The sequence below is a fragment of the Cedecea colo genome (genome assembly GCF_011808225.1).
Classification (GTDB): Bacteria; Pseudomonadota; Gammaproteobacteria; order Enterobacterales; family Enterobacteriaceae; genus Dryocola; species Dryocola colo.
This window is the reverse complement of record NZ_SOYS01000002.1, coordinates 318,781-331,820: the sequence shown is the minus strand read 5'-3', so window position 1 is coordinate 331,820 and position 13,040 is coordinate 318,781. Positions and strand designations below refer to the sequence as shown.

Annotated in this window: 11 protein-coding genes; 7 read left to right on the top strand and 4 right to left on the bottom strand. The window is 52.9% G+C overall.

Translation table 11 applies throughout. From position 1 onward, the window contains the following. The first annotated feature begins 24 nt into the window (after window positions 1-24). The 6 genes from rlmKL to rmf all read left to right on the top strand — a co-directional run bounded on the left by rlmKL (window position 25) and on the right by rmf (window position 7,954). Window positions 25-2,142: a bifunctional 23S rRNA (guanine(2069)-N(7))-methyltransferase RlmK/23S rRNA (guanine(2445)-N(2))-methyltransferase RlmL gene (rlmKL, locus tag E2L00_RS05975; RefSeq protein WP_167608374.1), complete on the top strand. Its 2,118-nt coding sequence runs from the start codon at window positions 25-27 to the stop codon at window positions 2,140-2,142. 5 nt (window positions 2,143-2,147) lie between these two features. After that, the gene (locus tag E2L00_RS05970) at window positions 2,148-4,055 is read left to right on the top strand and encodes an ABC transporter ATP-binding protein (RefSeq protein ID WP_167608371.1); all 1,908 of its coding nucleotides are present in this window, start codon (window positions 2,148-2,150) and stop codon (window positions 4,053-4,055) included. 16 nt (window positions 4,056-4,071) lie between these two features. After that, window positions 4,072-5,340 (top strand): membrane integrity-associated transporter subunit PqiA, encoded by a 1,269-nt coding sequence (gene pqiA / locus E2L00_RS05965; protein ID WP_167608368.1) that lies wholly within the window; start codon window positions 4,072-4,074, stop codon window positions 5,338-5,340. Further along, entirely contained in the window at window positions 5,330-6,970 is a 1,641-nt protein-coding gene (gene pqiB, locus E2L00_RS05960; RefSeq protein ID WP_167608365.1) for an intermembrane transport protein PqiB, read from the top strand. The genes pqiA and pqiB overlap by 11 nt, the downstream gene beginning before the upstream one ends. Beyond that, window positions 6,967-7,533 carry a membrane integrity-associated transporter subunit PqiC gene (gene pqiC, locus E2L00_RS05955; RefSeq protein WP_167608362.1) on the top strand — a complete coding sequence of 189 codons (567 nt, stop codon included), beginning with the start codon at window positions 6,967-6,969 and terminating at the stop codon, window positions 7,531-7,533. The genes pqiB and pqiC overlap by 4 nt, the downstream gene beginning before the upstream one ends. Before the next feature lie 253 nt (window positions 7,534-7,786). Continuing rightward, on the top strand, window positions 7,787-7,954 hold the full coding sequence (gene rmf, locus E2L00_RS05950) for a ribosome modulation factor (protein WP_167608359.1): 168 nt from the start codon (window positions 7,787-7,789) through the stop codon (window positions 7,952-7,954). 58 nt (window positions 7,955-8,012) lie between these two features. Here the strand turns inward: rmf and fabA are convergent, their stop codons facing one another. Continuing rightward, window positions 8,013-8,531 (bottom strand): bifunctional 3-hydroxydecanoyl-ACP dehydratase/trans-2-decenoyl-ACP isomerase, encoded by a 519-nt coding sequence (gene fabA, locus E2L00_RS05945; RefSeq protein WP_167608356.1) that lies wholly within the window; start codon window positions 8,529-8,531, stop codon window positions 8,013-8,015. Window positions 8,532-8,599: 68 nt separating this feature from the next. Next, the gene (locus tag E2L00_RS05940) at window positions 8,600-10,354 is read right to left on the bottom strand and encodes an AAA family ATPase (protein ID WP_167608353.1); all 1,755 of its coding nucleotides are present in this window, start codon (window positions 10,352-10,354) and stop codon (window positions 8,600-8,602) included. A gap of 175 nt (window positions 10,355-10,529) precedes the next feature. Here E2L00_RS05940 and matP point away from each other — a divergent pair, with 175 nt between their 5' ends. Further along, window positions 10,530-10,982: a macrodomain Ter protein MatP gene (gene matP, locus E2L00_RS05935; RefSeq protein ID WP_167608350.1), complete on the top strand. Its 453-nt coding sequence runs from the start codon at window positions 10,530-10,532 to the stop codon at window positions 10,980-10,982. An 81-nt stretch (window positions 10,983-11,063) separates the two neighbouring features. Here matP and ompA read toward each other — a convergent pair whose 3' ends face one another. Continuing rightward, the gene (gene ompA / locus E2L00_RS05930; protein WP_167608347.1) at window positions 11,064-12,137 is read right to left on the bottom strand and encodes a porin OmpA; all 1,074 of its coding nucleotides are present in this window, start codon (window positions 12,135-12,137) and stop codon (window positions 11,064-11,066) included. A 358-nt stretch (window positions 12,138-12,495) separates the two neighbouring features. Beyond that, the gene (sulA, locus tag E2L00_RS05925) at window positions 12,496-13,005 is read right to left on the bottom strand and encodes an SOS-induced cell division inhibitor SulA (RefSeq protein WP_167608343.1); all 510 of its coding nucleotides are present in this window, start codon (window positions 13,003-13,005) and stop codon (window positions 12,496-12,498) included. Window positions 13,006-13,040 lie beyond the last annotated feature (35 nt).

Genomic DNA, 13,040 nt, shown 5'->3' with positions numbered 1-13,040 from the left:
TTTTTCTGACCAATAAGTGACGATATGAATTCTCTGTTTGCCAGTACGGCGCGTGGGCTCGAAGAGCTGCTAAAAACTGAACTGGAAGGCCTCGGCGCGCAAGGCTGCCAGGTCGTTCAGGGCGGCGTACATTACCAGGGGGATTCGCGTCTGGTTTACCAAAGCCTGATGTGGAGCCGCCTGGCGTCCCGCATCCTGCTGCCGCTTAGCGAGTGCAATGTTTACAGCGATCTGGATTTATACCTGGGCGTGCAGGTTATCGACTGGCCGGCCATCTTCGGCCCGGATGCGACTTTCGCTGTGCACTTCAGCGGCCTGAACGACGTTATTCGTAACAGCCAGTACGGCGCGCTTAAGGTAAAAGATGCCATCGTTGACTCCTTTACCCGTAAAAACCTGCCGCGTCCGAATGTCGATCGTGAACAGCCAGATTTACGCATCAACGTCTGGCTGAATAAAGACACGGCCAGCATTGCGCTGGATTTAAGCGGTGAAGGCCTGCATCAGCGCGGCTATCGCGACAGCGCGGGGGCGGCTCCGGTCAAAGAAACGCTGGCAGCGGCAATCGTTATGCGCTCCGGCTGGCAGCCAGGCACGCCGCTGCTCGACCCGATGTGTGGTTCCGGTACGCTGCTGATTGAAGCCGCGATGATCGCAACCGATCGCGCGCCGGGTCTGCACCGCAAACGCTGGGGCTTCCTGGGCTGGGCGAAACACGACCAGGATCTGTGGAAAGAGGTCACTACCGAAGCGCAGGTGCGCGCTCGCAAAGGGCTTGGGGATTATACTTCTCGTTTCTTTGGTTCCGATAACGATCCTCGCGTTATTGAACGCGCACGCGTTAACACCCGTCGTGCCGGGCTTGCCGATCTTATCAGCTATGAAGTGAAAGACGTCGCCAAACTGACTAACCCGCTGCCGGAAGGGCCAACGGGCACCGTCATCAGCAACCCGCCATACGGCGAGCGTCTGGATAGCGAACCGGCGCTTATCGCGCTGCATAACCTGCTGGGACGCAATATGAAGGCGCAGTTTGGCGGCTGGAACCTGTCGTTATTCAGCGCATCGCCGGATCTGCTGAACTGCCTGCAACTGCGCGCCGAGCGTCAGTTCAAAGCGAAAAACGGCCCGCTTGATTGCGTGCAAAAAAATTATCAGCTGGCGGAGAATACTACCGGCGCGGCCGGTGGTCAGCATGCCGAAGATTATGCTAACCGTTTGCGTAAGAATATTAAAAAGCTGGATAAATGGGCGCGGCAGGAAGGCATTGAATGTTACCGCGTATACGACGCAGATTTACCGGACTACAACGTAGCCGTGGACCGCTACGGCGACTGGGTTGTGGTGCAGGAATACGCGCCGCCAAAAACCATAGATGCCAACAAGGCGCGCCAGCGCCTGTTTGATGTGATTGCCGCCACGCTCTCCGTGCTCGATCTGCCGTCGAATCGCCTGGTTTTGAAAACGCGTGAACGCCAAAAGGGTAAAAATCAGTACCAGAAGATGGGCGAGAAGGGCGACTTTATGGAAGTCGGCGAATACAACGCGCGTCTGTGGGTTAACCTGACGGACTATCTTGATACTGGCCTGTTCCTCGACCACCGTATCGCACGTCATATGCTCGGTAAAATGAGCAAAGGAAAAGATTTCCTTAACCTGTTTGCCTACACCGGCAGCGCCACCGTGCACGCAGGTCTGGGCGGCGCGAAAACCACCACCACGGTGGATATGTCTCGCACCTACCTGGAATGGGCGGAACGTAATCTGCGTCTTAACGGGCTGAGCGGTCGTAACCATCGCCTGATCCAGGCGGATTGTCTGGGCTGGCTGAGTGAAACGGACGAGCAGTTTGATCTGATCTTTATCGATCCGCCGACGTTTTCTAACTCAAAACGTATGGAGGAGTCGTTTGACGTGCAACGCGATCATATTGGCCTGATGACAAACCTCAAACGCCTGCTGCGCCGCGGGGGCACCATTATGTTCTCCAACAATAAACGTGGCTTCAAAATGGATTTTGACGGGCTGGCAACGCTGGGCCTGGAAGCGGAAGAGATAACCCAGAAAACCCTGTCGCAAGACTTCGCCCGTAATCGCCAGATCCATAACTGCTGGCTTGTTACTCACAAAGCCAAGGATTAATTTTCATGTCATTAATCAGTATGCACGGTGCCTGGCTGTCGTTTAGCGACGCGCCGCTGTTAGATAACACCGAACTTCATATCGAAGAAAACGAACGCGTTTGTCTGGTTGGTCGTAACGGCGCGGGTAAATCCACGCTGATGAAAATCCTGAATCGCGAGCTGCCGCTGGATGACGGCCGCATGGTTTACGAGCAGGATTTAATTGTGGCGCGCCTGCAGCAGGACCCACCGCGTAACGTGGCGGGTACCGTGTACGACTTCGTCGCCGAAGGGGTGGAGGAGCAGGCTGAATATCTGAAGGCCTACCACGATATTTCGCATAAGGTGATGAGCGATCCGAGCGAAAAGAACCTCAATGAAATGGCGCGCATCCAGGACATTCTGGATCACCAGAACCTGTGGCAACTGGACAGCCGTATTAATGAAGTGCTTGAGCAGCTAGGTCTGGATGCCGATACCGAACTGTCCGCGCTTTCAGGCGGCTGGCTACGTAAAGCGGCGCTGGGTCGGGCCCTCGTCAGTTCCCCACGCGTTTTGCTGCTGGATGAACCGACGAACCACCTGGATATTGAAACCATCGACTGGCTGGAAGGCTTCCTGAAAGAGTTCCAGGGCAGCATCATTTTCATTTCCCACGACCGTTCCTTTATTCGCAATATGGCGACCCGCATTGTCGATCTGGATCGCGGCAAACTGGTTTCTTACCCCGGCGATTACGATCAGTATTTGCTGGCTAAAGAAGAAGCCCTGCGCGTGGAAGATCTGCAAAACGCAGAGTTCGACCGCAAGCTTGCCCAGGAAGAAGTGTGGATCCGTCAGGGGATCAAAGCTCGCCGCACGCGTAATGAAGGCCGGGTGCGTGCGCTGAAAGCCATGCGCCGCGAACGTGGCGAGCGCCGTGAAGTGCTGGGCAGCGCCAAAATGCAGGTCGAAGAAGCTTCTCGTTCAGGCAAGATTGTCTTTGAACTGGAAAATGTTTGCTATCAGGTTGCCGGTAAACAGTTAGTGAAAGATTTCTCCGCCCAGGTTCAGCGCAGCGATAAAATCGCGCTGGTGGGGCCGAACGGCTGCGGTAAAACCACTTTACTTAAGCTGATGCTGGGCCAGTTGCAGGCCGATAGCGGCCGCGTGCACTGCGGGACGAAACTTGAAGTGGCGTACTTTGACCAGCACCGTGCGGAACTCGATCCAGACCGCACCGTGATGGATAACCTGGCTGAAGGTAAGCAGGAAGTGATGGTGAACGGCAAGCCGCGCCACGTTCTGGGCTATCTGCAGGACTTCTTGTTCCATCCAAAACGCGCTATGACGCCGGTACGCGCGCTGTCGGGCGGCGAGCGTAATCGTCTGTTACTGGCTCGCTTATTCCTGAAGCCAAGCAATTTGCTGATCCTCGATGAACCGACAAACGACCTGGATGTTGAAACGCTGGAATTGCTTGAAGAGCTGATTGATAGCTATCAGGGCACCGTGCTGCTGGTAAGCCACGATCGTCAGTTCGTGGACAATACCGTGACCGAATGCTGGATCTTCGAAGGTGAAGGGCGTATTGGCCGTTACGTTGGCGGTTATCACGATGCAAAAGGCCAGCAGGGTTCAGCGCGTGCGCTGCGCGCAACCGCTCAGGATAAGCAACCGAAGAGCGAATCCGTAACAACCGAAGCTACAAAACGCAGCAATAGCAAACTAAGCTATAACCTGCAGCGTGAACTGGAGCAGCTGCCGCAACGTCTTGAACAACTTGAGGCCGAGCTGGAAGCGCTTCAGGCGAAGGTTGGCGGTGCTGAGTTCTTCAACCAACCGCACAATGAGACGCAAAAAGTATTGAGCGAGCTGGCCGCTGCCGAAAAAGCACTGGAAGACGCTTTTGAACGCTGGGAGTACCTCGAGTCTCTGAAAAACGGCGCGTAACGTAAGGAGACCCGATATGTGTGCCACGCATCAAACTCGTTCGCACATATTGTGTCCACAATGTGATTTGCTGGTGACTTTGCCAGCGCTGCAGGACGGCCATAAAGCCGCCTGCCCACGTTGCGGCACAACGCTTATCACGCAATGGCCCTCTCCGCGTCAGCGGCCCACGGCCTATGCGCTGTCGGCCCTGTTTATGCTTTTGCTGGCCAACCTTTTCCCGTTTATCAATATGAAGGTCGCAGGCGTCGCCAGCGAAGTTACGCTGCTGGAAATCCCCGGCGTGATGTTTTCCGAGGATTACGCAAGTCTTGGAACGTTCTTTCTGCTATTCGTCCAGGCGGTGCCGGCTTTCTGCCTGATTACCATTTTGCTGTTGGTTAACCAGGTCACGCTGCCTGCGGTTTTGCAGCGTCTGATGGCGCGAACGCTGTTTCAGCTTAAATCCTGGGGAATGGCAGAAATTTTCCTCGCCGGCGTGCTGGTGAGCTTCGTTAAGCTAATGGCCTACGGCGATATCGGCGTGGGCAGCAGCTTTATGCCGTGGTGTTTGTTCTGCATTCTGCAACTGCGGGCTTTTCAATGCGTGGATAAACGCAGGCTCTGGAATAGCCTCGCCCCGATGCCTGCCGTTGAACAGCCGCTGAAAGTGGGCGTTACCGGTATTCACCAAGGGCTGCGTTCCTGTTCCTGCTGCACGGCGATACTGCCCGAAAATCAACTGATTTGCCCGCGCTGCGAAACGAAAGGCCATATAAGACGAAAGCACAGTTTGCAGTGGACGCTCGCGCTCCTGATCACCTCAATTCTGCTTTACCTGCCGGCGAATATTTTGCCGATTATGGTTACCGAACTGCTGGGCAGCAAGATGCCGTCGACGATTATCGCCGGGGTAATACTGCTGTGGAGCGACGGCTCTTATCCGGTCGCTATGGTGATATTTATCGCCAGTATTATGGTGCCGACGCTGAAGATGCTGGCGATCGCATGGCTATGCTGGGATGCCAAAGGCCACGGCAAGCGTGACAGCGAACGTATGCATCTGATTTATGAAGTGGTGGAATTTGTTGGCCGCTGGTCAATGATTGACGTTTTTGTAATAGCAGTGCTCTCAGCGCTGGTGAGAATGGGCGCACTGATGAATATTTATCCGGCGATTGGCGCGTTAATGTTCGCCTTAGTGGTAATTTTGACAATGTTTGCTGCGATGACCTTCGACCCTCGCTTGTCCTGGGATCGCGCACCAGATTCAACGCATGAGGAGTCGTCTGAGCATGGAAAATAAAAGCGGGGAAGCAAAAGTTCGCAAGGTGAAAAACTGGTCCCCGGTGTGGATTTTCCCAATCGTGACCGCGCTTATTGGCGCGTGGATACTGTTTTATCATTACAGCCATCAGGGGCCGGAAGTGACTCTGATAACCACCAATGCTGAAGGTATTGAAGGCGGCAAGACGACTATTAAGAGCCGTAGCGTTGACGTAGGCGTGGTTGAAAGCGCGGTGCTGTCCGATGATTTACATCATGTAGAAATCACGGCTCGTCTGAACGCGGGCATGGAAAAACTGCTGCATAAGGACTCGGTATTCTGGGTCGTGAAGCCCCAGGTGGGGCGCGGTGGCGTTTCCGGGCTGAGTACCTTGCTCTCGGGCGCCTATATTGAATTGCAGCCAGGGACTAAAGGCTCAAAACCCGATAGCTATAAGCTGCTTGATTCCCCACCGCTGGCGTCGCCAGATGCGAAAGGCATCCGCATTACGCTTGATAGCGATAAAGCAGGACAGCTTAATCCCGGTGACCCGGTGTTGTTCCGTGGCTATCGCGTAGGCTCTGTTGAAGCCAGCACCTTCGACGCAGCTGAACGCCGCATTAGCTATCAGCTGTTTATCAGCGCGCCCAACGACAGGCTGGTGACCAGCAATGTGCGCTTCTGGAAAGACAGCGGTATTGCCGTGGATATGTCTTCCCAGGGGATGCGCGTTGAAATGGGGTCGCTGACTACGCTCTTTAGCGGAGGGGTTAGCTTTGACGTTCCCGATGGATGGGAGCTGGGGCAGCCTGCGCTGCCGGGCGCGGATTATAAACTCTTCGACGATCAGAGAAGCATTCAGGATTCGCTGTATACCCAGCACGTTGATTATCTGATGTTCTTCAAAGATTCTATTCGCGGCCTGCAGCCGGGCGCGCCTGTAGAATTCCGTGGCATTCGTTTAGGTACGGTTGCTCAGGTTCCGTTCTTTACGCCGGGCATGCAACAGGCGCTGAATGATGATTTCCGCATTCCAATTCTGATTCGCATCGAGCCTGAGCGTCTAAAAAATGTCATCGGCGGAAACACCAATATTCAGGAGAATATGGCCGCCTTACTCAAACGTGGCCTGCGCGCCTCGCTGAAGAACGGCAATTTGTTAACCGGTGCGTTATATATCGATCTCGACTTCTATCCGAAGGCTGAACCGATGACGGGCATGAAGAGCTTTAGCGGTTATCCGATCGTTCCTACGGTAAGCGGCGGGCTGGCGCAAATTCAGCAACGACTGCTGGATACGCTGGATAAGATTAATAATCTGCCGCTTAACCCGATGATTGAGCAGACCACTAAGTCGCTTGCTGAAAGCCAGCGCACGATGCAGCGTCTGCAACAGACGATTGATAGCCTCAACAAGTTGATGAACAACAAGTCCACGCAGTCGCTGCCGGAAAACATGCAGTCAACGCTGCGTGAACTGAACCGCAGCATGCAGGGCTTCCAGCCGGGGTCTGCGGCCTATAACAAGATGGTGGCGGATATGCAGCGTCTTGATCAGGTCCTGCGTGAGCTTCAGCCGGTGCTGCGCACGTTGAACGATAAGAGCAATTCGCTGATCTTTGAGGCGAAGGAGAAAAGCGATCCCCAGCCGAAGAGGGCTAAAGAATGAAAAAGTGGCTAACGGTTATCGCGGTGCTGATGCTGAGCGCCTGTAGCAGCAGCGATGATGGCAAAACGTATTACCAGCTGCCTCAAAGCTCAACGCCCGCTATGCAGGCGGTGAGCCAGCCTGGCACCCATCTTTTATGGGTAGAACAGGTTGCGGTGCCTGATTACCTCGCCGGAAACGGCGTGGTTTACCAGACCAGCGATGTGCAGTTCGTTATTGCAACCAGCAATTTATGGGCGAGTCCGCTGGATCAACAGTTGCGTAATACCCTGGTGAGCAATCTCAGCGGTGCTTTACCCGGCTGGGTGGTCGCCTCTCAACCGCTGGGTAACGATCAGGATATTCTGAATGTGAACGTCACAGGTTTCCACGGACGCTACGATGGCAAAGTTATCGTTAGCGGTGAGTGGCTGCTCAATCACCAGGGACAACTAATAAAACGCCCGTTCCATCTTGAACTGAAACAGCAAGAAGATGGTTACGACGCGATGGTTAAAACTCTGGCTCAGGCCTGGCAGCAGGAGGCTCAGAGCATTGCAGGCCAGCTTACTCGTCTGAACTAATTTAACTTCGCCGCAAAAAAGCTGCGCTCTTCGTCTTAACCGCGAAGCGCAGCTTTTTTTTGGCCTGCGCGTATTATCTGTGCGGCATCACAGTTTTTGTACAAATGATATTTTGTATATCTCACAAATATGACACTGGCGTGAATTTTGCGCATTGACGACGCGGTCATTTACAGGTATCCCTTACATGTGGTTGCACATTTTGTAATCACTGTTTTCTTTCCACCAGATCAAGAAATGAGGGAAACGAGGCATGAAGAGACAAAAACGAGATCGCCTGGAACGGGCTCATCAACGTGGTTATCAAGCAGGTATCGCCGGACGCTCCAAAGAGATATGTCCTTATCAGGCACTGAATCAGAGGTCGTACTGGATGGGAGGCTGGCGAGAAGCCATGGAAGACAGGGCGGTTACCGCATAATCACTGTCTCTTTAGAAAAAGAAACCTCCGCCCTGCGGAGGTTTCACGTTTCTGCGGATTAGAAAGCGGTGGTGTCTTTAAAGAGGCCCACTTTCATGTCGGTGGCGGTGTAGATCACGCGGCCATCAACCAGCACTTCACCGTCTGCCATGCCCATAATCAGGCGACGGTTAATGACGCGTTTAAAGTGAATGCGATAGGTTACTTTTTTGGCGCTGGGCAGGATCTGCCCTGCAAGCTTAACTTCACCCACGCCGAGCGCACGGCCTTTACCTTCACCGCCCAGCCAGCCGAGGTAAAAACCTACCAGCTGCCACATCGCGTCCAGGCCCAGACAGCCGGGCATCACCGGATCGCCGATGAAATGACAGGCGAAGAACCACAGGTCTGGATTAATATCTAATTCAGCTTCAACGTAACCTTTATCGAAGTTACCGCCGTCTTCGGTCATTTTGACCACGCGGTCCATCATCAGCATGGGTGGCGCGGGTAAACGTGGGCCTTCAGCACCAAACAGTTCGCCACGACCAGAGGCAAGAAGATCTTCTTTTGTATAGGATTCGCGTTTATCTACCATGTTTACAGTAAGCCTTTTTATAATGAAGCACGCAGGTTAGCTAACACGTGTACGCTCAACAAGTCCGATCAGTTGTGGTTGAACCAGTTGAGCCAACGTAGTGGCCACGGATATCGGTGCCGAATGTCCTGTGCATTGGCCTGAGCGATTCGCTCCTGGACGGCGTGCAGCAGAGTGTTTTGTCCTTCGCCATCCCATGGCAGATTCGTTAATAAGGGTAGCGCATCCGCCACTTCATCGATGGCCCAGATTGAGAACTGACCTTGTTCTACGGCGTCCAGAACGTCCTGATGAAGACAAAGATGGCGTACGTTGGCCACAGGAATAATGACGCCCTGCTGACCTGTCAGTTCTCGCTGCTGGCAAATCCGGAAGAAACCCTCAATTTTCTCATTCAGTCCGCCAACGGGCTGCACCCGACCAAACTGGTCGACGGAACCCGTTATCGCTATATGCTGGTGAACAGGAATATTGGCAAGGGCGCTGATTAATGCGCACAGTTCGGCCATAGAAGCGCTGTCGCCATCCACTTCGCTGTACGATTGTTCAAAGGTTATCGAGGCAGAAAAAGGAATTGGCTGTTCAAGCTGTAGCTCGGACATTAAAAACGCCTGCATGATCATCATGCCCTTGGCGTGAATATTGCCGCCCAGTTCCGCTTTACGCTCGACGTCTGTAAATTCCCCGTCGCCAACGTGTACGACGCAGCTAATACGTGAAGGCTCGCCGAACGCGCGTGGGTGGCCCGGGAATTCAATAACCGACAGGGCGTTGATTTGCCCAACCATTTCACCTTCGGTCTCAATCAGAATTTGCTCAAGCAGAATTTCATCCTGCATACGTTCAGCGAGGTAACCTTCCCGCCACTCGCGCTGAATCAGCATCTGCGAAAGTTGCTCACCGCTAAAGGTGGCATCTTCAGTAAAGGCGGCGACTTCACGTAGCTGCCGGGTTAACCACAGAGGACACAGCGGCAGCGTCTCCTGATCGCCCGTGTAGCGAACGGCTTCCCGCATCAGGACAGGCCAGGCATCATGCGCAGGTGAAGGCAAATCCCTGGCTTGCGCAACCGCATGAGTCCACTGGCACCAGAGCGCAATGTCATCAGCAGAGGCAAGCTGAAGGTTCTCTTCAAATTCGCTGTAAATAGCCTGCGCGGCCAGTTCGGGTTCCATATCCTGAAAATCTGCCAGCGAATCACGCTCGCCAACCAGGATAAGCTTCAGATTCAGAGGCAGGGAAGGAATGCTCACCGGCAAGGGACGAGACTCGTCTGGCGAAATCCAGTCGAAACGCCCCTGAGTCACCATCTGTTTCAGACGTAACCACAGTAATGGTTGAGCCAATACGCTTCGTAAAGAGAGCACCAGCACGCCGCCATTTGCCCGATGTATTGCGCCAGGCGTCAGGCTGATTTCACCCGCAAACTGGCGCACACAGCCAAAAAGCTGCTCTGTTTCGACCCAATCAGCAACGACAACTTCACCACGGCCTGTAAAAGAGCCATCGCTTTCTTCGGCTGGACGTAACGTTACCCGAGTGCCTTCGATGAGGTAATGACCGCCGGTCAGCGTTTTGGCAGTCGGCCAGACGCCGCGGGCAGCGGCGGCCAGTAAATTAAGGTATTCGGATTCTTCAGCGGCTTTTACCAGCATCAGTGAAGCCGAGGCTACCGGTTGGCTCAGCTGTTCCAGGCCGTAAAACAGACGCGGCTGGACAGTAGAGAAGGGCGCAGAGTCGGTGTCATAAGGCTGCGCAAAAATTTCCTGATAACTCTCGGTATCGGGAACAAGGGCACGCCATTCAAGTCGATTAGTCGTCAAAGTCGCTATTTATTAATCAGATGTCAAAGGCGCGATTATACAAGAATAGGTCGGGTAGCACACGGTTAATGGTTGTTGACAAGCTTATCCGGTTCACAGCTTTAATTTTTCAGGTGAGCGAAAGCGGTAAAAACTGTTATCCTGAAGAAGGTTACAGGGTCACACTGAGATCGCGATGAAATATCAACAGTTAGAAAATCTCGAGAGCGGCTGGAAGTGGAAATATCTGGTGAAAAAACACCGTGAAGGTGAGCTCATTACGCGATATATCGAAGCCAGCGCGGCGAAAGAAGCCGTCGATGCGCTGTTAAAGCTGGAAAATGAACCTGTACACGTGTTGAACTGGATTGAACAGCATATGAACCCGGTGCTGCATAATCGCATGAAGCAGACTATTCGTGCCCGCCGTAAGCGCTATTTTAATGCGGAACATCAGCATACGCGCAAGAAATCAATCGATCTGGAATATCTGGTCTGGCAGCGGCTGGCAGGGCTTGCTCAGCGTCGCGGTTGCACGCTCTCTGAAACGATAGTGCAGTTGATTGAAGACGCGGAGCGTAAAGAAAAATACGCCAGCCAGATGTCGAATCTCAAACAGGATCTGCAGGCTCTGCTCGGTAAAGGATAAAATTCCTGCTTGGTTTATCGCGATATTTGCTTTCTCAGACAATAAAAAACCCCGCCGCAGCGGGGTTTTTTTAACGGTAACTTATGCCGCAGGCTGAGTTACAACGTCTTTGATACCTTTAACTTCGATCTCTACGCGACGATCCGGAGCCAGGCAATCAATCAGTTTAGCGCGAGGCGCTACGTTATCACAGGTATTGCCAGTGACCGGGTTAGATTCGCCCATACCGCGTGGGGAGATCTTGTTCGCCGGGATACCTTTAGAAATCAGGTAATCAACAACAGACTGTGCACGTTGGTCAGACAGTTTCTGGTTGTACTGGTCAGAACCGATACGGTCAGTGAAGCCCAGAACGACAACAGAACCATCTTTCGGATCCAGGTTGCTCAGCTGGGTGTACAGCTGATCCAGGGCCTGTTGACCTTCTGGTTTCAGAGTAGATTTATTGAAGTTGAACAGCACGTCAGACTTCAGAGTGAAGTGCTTGGTCTGTACTTCTGGCGCTGGAGCCGGAGCCGGAGCTACAACTGGTGCAGCTTCTTCCTGGCCGAAACGGTAGGAAACACCCAGGCTCAGCATGCCGTTGTCTGGACGAGTACCAACAGTTTGTGCGTCACCGATGTTGTTAACCCACTGGTATTCCAGACGGGTAGCGATATCACGGGTAACTGCCCACTCAACGCCGCCAGCGAATACTGGAGAAACGCCGGTGTCGTGGTCTTTCAGACGGTCGCCAGCACCGTTAATAGCCGTAGAGTCAGCGCGCCATACCATACCACCCAGACGAGTATATACGTCCAGCTCGTCAGCTACTGGGTAGCTCAGTTTAGTCGTCAGTTGAACACCCTGAGCTTTGAAAGCACCGTTTTCAACGCTGCCTTTGTACGGCATACGGCCTAACCAGTCATAACCTAATTCGAAACCAACGTACGGGTTAACCTGATAACCACCAAAGGCACCTGCGCCCAGCTGGCTTTCGTGGGTAGGGCCGTTGCCGATACCGCCGTCATAACCGTTACCGTAGAAACCAGTATCGTGGAACTGAGACCAGCCCAGTTTGCCACCTGCATACCAGGTATTATCTTTCGGAGCGGCCTGCGCTACGGTAGCGAAGCCAGCCAGTGCCACTGCAATCGCGATAGCTGTCTTTTTCATTTTTTGCGCCTCATTATCATCCAAATAGGCCATGAGCCTTAAACATCGTCAAAGCCCAGGGTTAAATCCTTCGCCCGGGTTAACGCTCAATTGTTACTCTACCGATTAGACGGTGTTATGAAGAGCAACCCTGGCGAGCTAAAGTCTACAACGTAGTTGAAAACTTACAAGTGTGAACTCTGTCAGGCATATGAAAAAAAACGACTTGCATACACATTTAGTAACAGCTTTGTCGGTAATTCAACCACGCCGTTTCGTTCAGAATGGCGTCAGAAGCGGCTTGCAAAGGGGATTCATGATAAATGACAAGGCATTGTAATTTTCGAAGAAAAAGTGCCAGGATTTCTCTTAAATTTACTTAATGATACAAACTAGAATGAATTTTTAGGCCAGCTCGTGGTCTGCAACCGGATCCGGGCGTCCTGGTGGGCCTCATGATAAACCCGATGGCGTTGCCTTTTTCGGCGGCGTTTGCGAGGCGAAAATGTTCTTCATCGGACAGTTCTTCAGATAACCATCCGATAACGACGCTGTAATTTCCTGTCTGTAATGCTTTTACCATAGCATCAACTGTAAAAAGCGGATCCAGCTGCCTTGCCTGCATCACTTTAGTAAGAGGCAACCCTGAGGCCTGCACCCACTGCCGACTTAATTTCTGCTGAGGGGTCAGCCATAACTGCCAGCGCGACTGCTTACCGAGCTGTTGCAGTAAAGGTAATAAAACCATCTGAGTCATCCATGGTTGGTCTTCGCTATAAACCACTTCACTAATCAATCCTCTAACATTGTTTCCTGCAAATGATTCCGCAGAGCTAAGCGCAACGGATGAGTTGCTGCCAATATGAGTACGATAGTTCGGTGTGTCCATAGTGAGTCCCGCCTGATGTGTTACTGTATGTTTAT

Bases quoted from the DNA above. Each gene is read 5' to 3' on its own strand.
- E2L00_RS05970 (WP_167608371.1), top strand. From the start codon at position 2,148: ATGTCATTAATCAGTATGCACGGTGCCTGGCTGTCGTTTAGCGACGCG.
- rmf (WP_167608359.1), top strand. From the start codon at position 7,787: ATGAAGAGACAAAAACGAGATCGCCTGGAACGGGCTCATCAACGTGGT.
- pqiC (WP_167608362.1), top strand. From the start codon at position 6,967: ATGAAAAAGTGGCTAACGGTTATCGCGGTGCTGATGCTGAGCGCCTGT.
- sulA (WP_167608343.1), bottom strand. From the start codon at position 13,005: ATGGACACACCGAACTATCGTACTCATATTGGCAGCAACTCATCCGTT.
- fabA (WP_167608356.1), bottom strand. From the start codon at position 8,531: ATGGTAGATAAACGCGAATCCTATACAAAAGAAGATCTTCTTGCCTCT.
- rlmKL (WP_167608374.1), top strand. From the start codon at position 25: ATGAATTCTCTGTTTGCCAGTACGGCGCGTGGGCTCGAAGAGCTGCTA.
- pqiB (WP_167608365.1), top strand. From the start codon at position 5,330: ATGGAAAATAAAAGCGGGGAAGCAAAAGTTCGCAAGGTGAAAAACTGG.
- matP (WP_167608350.1), top strand. From the start codon at position 10,530: ATGAAATATCAACAGTTAGAAAATCTCGAGAGCGGCTGGAAGTGGAAA.
- pqiA (WP_167608368.1), top strand. From the start codon at position 4,072: ATGTGTGCCACGCATCAAACTCGTTCGCACATATTGTGTCCACAATGT.
- ompA (WP_167608347.1), bottom strand. From the start codon at position 12,137: ATGAAAAAGACAGCTATCGCGATTGCAGTGGCACTGGCTGGCTTCGCT.